4 protein-coding genes and 1 pseudogene are annotated in these 4,299 nt (G+C 72.8%); 3 read left to right on the plus strand and 2 right to left on the minus strand.

What is annotated here, in order from left to right; genetic code table 11:
* Nucleotides 1-143 precede the first annotated feature (143 nt).
* Nucleotides 144-362, minus strand: coding sequence for a three-helix bundle dimerization domain-containing protein (locus ACFV2S_RS00200; protein WP_385552513.1), 219 nt, complete (start codon nucleotides 360-362; stop codon nucleotides 144-146).
* 265 nt (nucleotides 363-627) lie between these two features.
* On the opposite strand from ACFV2S_RS00200, the pseudogene ACFV2S_RS00205 reads away from it, so the two are divergent.
* Together ACFV2S_RS00205 and ACFV2S_RS00210 are read left to right on the plus strand one after the other, a co-directional pair.
* A pseudogene (locus ACFV2S_RS00205) lies at nucleotides 628-1,779 on the plus strand (MFS transporter); the annotation flags it as partial.
* A 242-nt stretch (nucleotides 1,780-2,021) separates the two neighbouring features.
* On the plus strand, nucleotides 2,022-2,861 hold the full coding sequence (locus ACFV2S_RS00210) for an aldo/keto reductase (RefSeq protein WP_385552516.1): 840 nt from the start codon (nucleotides 2,022-2,024) through the stop codon (nucleotides 2,859-2,861).
* A 95-nt stretch (nucleotides 2,862-2,956) separates the two neighbouring features.
* Here ACFV2S_RS00210 and ACFV2S_RS00215 read toward each other — a convergent pair whose 3' ends face one another.
* The gene (locus ACFV2S_RS00215) at nucleotides 2,957-3,439 is read right to left on the minus strand and encodes a DedA family protein (protein WP_385552519.1); all 483 of its coding nucleotides are present in this window, start codon (nucleotides 3,437-3,439) and stop codon (nucleotides 2,957-2,959) included.
* Between the two features lie 380 nt (nucleotides 3,440-3,819).
* Between ACFV2S_RS00215 and ACFV2S_RS00220 the strand changes: the two genes are divergently transcribed.
* Nucleotides 3,820-4,176: a DUF805 domain-containing protein gene (locus tag ACFV2S_RS00220; RefSeq protein WP_385552522.1), complete on the plus strand. Its 357-nt coding sequence runs from the start codon at nucleotides 3,820-3,822 to the stop codon at nucleotides 4,174-4,176.
* The last annotated feature ends 123 nt before the right edge of the window (nucleotides 4,177-4,299 follow it).

The raw sequence follows: 4,299 nt of genomic DNA on the forward strand, positions 1-4,299 counted from the left end.
GGGGGGCGGGGCGCGCGCCCCCCGGCGCCCCCGCCCGCCCGGCCCCCCCCGGGCCGCGGCGGCGCCCCCCCCCCGCGCCCCCGGCCCCCCCCCGCCGGCGCCGACCCGGGAGCGACCGGCCGTCGGGCGTCGGCGGCCCGGGTTCAGGTGTTTCGTTCCGTCCACTCGTCGGGGGGAAGCAGGTCCTTGGCCCTTCGTTCCATCAACACGGGCAGGTAGGTACGCACCCGTGCGTACCTGAGCTCCTCGTACGCCGTCTGCACCGACTTCTGCACCAGGTCGACGTCCAGTCGGGGGTGCGCCTTCACCAGCCGCCCGACGACAAGAAGGATGGCGCGGGCGTCTTCCTCCGAATCCGCCATCAGGCACCTCGGTCTCCGCTCGGTGAACGCGTCCCCTCCAGTCTCAGGGAGCGGCTCGCACCAGGGAAGTCGATCTTTCGCCGCGGTCGCGCGGCCGGAGGTGCCGGTCGCCGGGCCGGCGGGTCCGGCGGCTTCACCCGACTTCACCCGCAGTCGACGTCTTCCCGAGCACACCGCCTACCCGCGTTTGCATATATAGCGCGCATGCAATTATTGTCGAGGCATGCAAAGGGATCGTTCAAGCAATTCCGGAAGGGGGCGTGCCATGCCGCTCGCTCTGCTCGCTCTCGCGGTCGGAGCCTTCGGCATCGGTACGACCGAGTTCGTGATCATGGGCCTGCTGCCGGAGATCGCCGCCGACTACGAGGTCGCCATCCCCACCGCGGGCCTCCTGGTCACCGGCTACGCGCTCGGCGTCGTCGTCGGCGCACCGCTGCTCACCGTCTTCGGGACCAAGGTCAGCCGCAAGCGGATGCTGATGCTGCTGATGGGCCTGTTCGTGCTCGGCAACCTGATCTCCGCACTCGCCCCGAGCTTCGGGCTGATGCTGACCGGCCGCGTCGTCGCCTCGCTCGCCCACGGCTCGTTCTTCGGCATCGGGTCGGTCGTGGCCGCCGAGCTGGTCGCGCCGGAGAAGAAGGCCGGCGCCATCGCCACCATGTTCACCGGTCTGACCGTCGCCAACATCGTCGGCGTGCCGCTCGGCACCTTCATCGGCCAGGCCGTGGGCTGGCGCACCACCTTCGCGATCGTCGCGGCACTCGGTGTGGTCGGGCTCCTCGGCATCGCCCGGCTCGTGCCCGCCCTGCCCCGCCCCGAAGGCGCCCGGCTGCGCGGCGAGCTCAAGGCCTTCCGGAACCCGCAGGTCCTGCTCGCCATGGCGATGACCGTGCTCGGCTTCGGCGGCGTCTTCGCCGCGATCACCTACATCGCGCCGATGATGACCCACGTCGCCGGCTACGCGGACGGTTCCGTCACCTGGCTCCTCGTCCTCTTCGGTGTCGGCATGTTCCTCGGCAACCTCCTCGGCGGCCGCTTCGCCGACCGCGCGCTGATGCCCCTGCTGTACGTGGCCCTCGGCGGCCTGGCCGTCGTGCTCGCGCTGTTCACCGTGACCGCGCACCACAAGGTCCTCGCCGCGATCACCGTCCTCCTCGTCGGGGCGCTCGGCTTCGCCACCGTGCCCCCGCTCCAGAAGCGCGTCCTGGACCAGGCCCACGGCGCCCCCACCCTGGCCTCCGCCGTCAACATCGGCGCCTTCAACCTCGGCAACGCCCTCGCCGCCTGGCTCGGTGGCCTCGTCATCGCCGCCGGCCTCGGCTGGACCGCCCCGAACTGGGTCGGCGCCGCCCTCGCCGGCGCCGCGCTGCTCCTCGCCCTCTGGTCGGCGGCGCTGGAGCGCCGGGGGCCCCCCCCCCGCCCCCCCGCCCCCCCCCCCCCGCCCCCCCCCCCGCCTCCCCCGCGGGGGGGGGGGGGGGGGGGGGGGGGGGGGGGGCGGGGCCGCGGGGGGGGGGGCCCGGGGGGGGGGGGGGCCGCGGCGGGGGGGGGGGGCGCGGGCGCCCGCCCCCACTCCCGCACCCGTCCCCCACTGAACCCACCCGACTCTCCCCCTCACCCCGCGCGCACCGCGCCCAGCCCGTCAAGGAGCACCCGCCCGCCATGGCACCGTCCACCGCTTCCGCCGTCCCCACGATCACCCTGAACAACGGCGTCGAGATCCCGCAGCTCGGCTTCGGCGTCTTCCAGGTCGCCGACGACGCGACCACCACCGCCGTCACGGCCGCCCTCGAGGCCGGGTACCGCAGCATCGACACCGCCGCCGTCTACGGCAACGAGGCCGGTGTCGGCCGCGCCCTCGCTGCGTCCGGGCTGGCCCGCGAGGACCTGTTCGTCACCACCAAGCTGTGGAACGCCGACCAGGGGTACGACTCCACCCTGCGCGCCTTCGACGCCAGTCTGGCCAAGCTCGGCCTGGACTACGTCGACCTGTACCTCATCCACTGGCCGACCCCGGCCCGTGACCTGTACCGCGACTCCTGGCGCGCCCTGGAGCGCCTCGCCGAGGAGGGCCGGATCCGTGCCGCCGGCGTCTCCAACTTCCAGCCCGAGCACCTGCGCCGACTCATGGACGGAGCCGCGCTGACCCCGGCCGTCAACCAGATCGAACTGCACCCGGCGCTGCAGCAGTCGGAACTCCGCGCCGTCCACGGCGAGCACCGGATCGTGACGGAGGCGTGGAGCCCGCTGGCGCAGGGTGCGGTCCTCGACGACCCGGCGATCGTCGCGATCGCCGCAGCCCACGGCGCGTCACCCGCCCAGGTCGTCATCCGCTGGCACCTGCAGCTCGGCAACGTGGTCATCCCCAAGTCGGTCACTCCGGCCCGCATCCGCGCCAACTTCGACGTGTTCGGCTTCGTCCTGACGGACGAGGAGATGGCGGTGATCGCCGGTCTCGACCGCGACCTGCGGACCGGCCCGCACCCCGACGAGCTGAACTGACCCCGCGCGTCATCCGGCGGGCGTGCCCGGCCTGACCCGACGGACGGGACGGAGGAGCCGCGCAGACGCTCCTCGGGTCGTCCCCGACGAACAGGTCAGGGCTGGTCGGGCACGGCGGCGTCGGGGGCCGGAACCGTCCTCCTCCTGCGGTACACCACCACCCCGCACACCGCGAGGAGGAGGACGGCCACGGCGGACACCCCGAGGGCCGTCCGTTCGGCGAAGAGCCTGGCCAGCACTTCGAGCACGCCGAGCCCCGCGGTCGCGTAGATCAGGGCCCAGGCAGCCCCGCCCACGAAGAGAGCGGGGAGGTAGCGGGGCAACGGCATGCGCAGGCTGCCCGCGAGGAAGTTGGCGGCGGTCTGGAAGCCGACGGTCAGGAACGAGACGGCCACCACCGGCGCGCCCCACCTCTGGATCGCCCGCTCGGCACGCTGGAACTTCGCGGACGAGATCCGCCCCGCGAACCTGCTGCGCCGGGCACCGGCGCCGGCGAGCCACCCGACGGCGAACGTTCCTCCGGCGCGGAGCAGGATGATGACGTACAGGGCTCCGGCCGTGAGCGCGACCTTATCCACGGCGCCTCGTCCCGGGCAGCGGAACGAGACCCGCGTGCCCCGTCATCCGCCGCGGGCGGCCCGGAGGGCGGGGCGCGGGTTGCGCGCAAGCCCGGTCGTCGTCACTCACCTGCGCCCGCCTCTGCCCGATCCGCCGTCTGGATTCCCACCCGCCGCACCGGAACAGGTCCCGCACGCTAGGCAAGGCCAGCCTAACCTAATGGGTCGCAGGTGGTACACGGCGCCCACTGCACGGACAGCAGGACATCAGGCCCGAGGGGTGCCGGACCAAGATTCCCTGAAGCGAAAGCAAAGCTAAAACAATCTGATCGATCTTGCGCAAAGCTGTGCTCCGCGCGAGCGGAATCCAGCTCGCGTCACCCGCGTCATGGGGGAGATACATGAACTGGTACCTCGAAGTCCTCAAGAAATACGTGGTGTTCACCGGGCGTGCGCGCCGCCGGGAACACTGGATGTTCTTACTCTTCAACATCATCGCGGTGATCGTCGTCATCGCGGTGGACCTCGCGATCGGCACCTTCCCGCTGCTCTATCCGGTCTACTTCCTGGCCGTGCTCCTGCCGCACCTGGGCGTCACCGTCCGCCGCCTGCACGACACCGGCCGCTCCGGCTGGTCGATCCTCCTCGGTCTGATACCCGTGGTCGGCGCCGTCGTCCTGATCGCCTTCCTCGCCACCGAGGGCGAGCGGGACGACAACGCGTACGGCCCCAGCCCGAAGCCCGCCACGGCGTACTGACGCACCCGCCCTCGACCCCCGGCCGGGGGGCGAGGGCGGGACAGGGGCGTTGGGGGCGGAGGGGCGGATTGGGTAGACCGGGGTCCAGCGCGCGGTGCCCGTGGACGTGGCCCCGTTCGACCA

Origin of the sequence: Streptomyces sp. NPDC059695 (assembly GCF_042733785.1) — a bacterium.
GTDB lineage: Bacteria > Actinomycetota > Actinomycetes > Streptomycetales > Streptomycetaceae > Streptomyces.

Excerpts from the sequence above, each read along its gene's own strand:
- ACFV2S_RS00200 (WP_385552513.1), bottom strand. The coding sequence starts at position 362 with ATGGCGGATTCGGAGGAAGACGCCCGCGCCATCCTTCTTGTCGTCGGG.
- ACFV2S_RS00220 (WP_385552522.1), top strand. The coding sequence starts at position 3,820 with ATGAACTGGTACCTCGAAGTCCTCAAGAAATACGTGGTGTTCACCGGG.
- ACFV2S_RS00210 (WP_385552516.1), top strand. The coding sequence starts at position 2,022 with ATGGCACCGTCCACCGCTTCCGCCGTCCCCACGATCACCCTGAACAAC.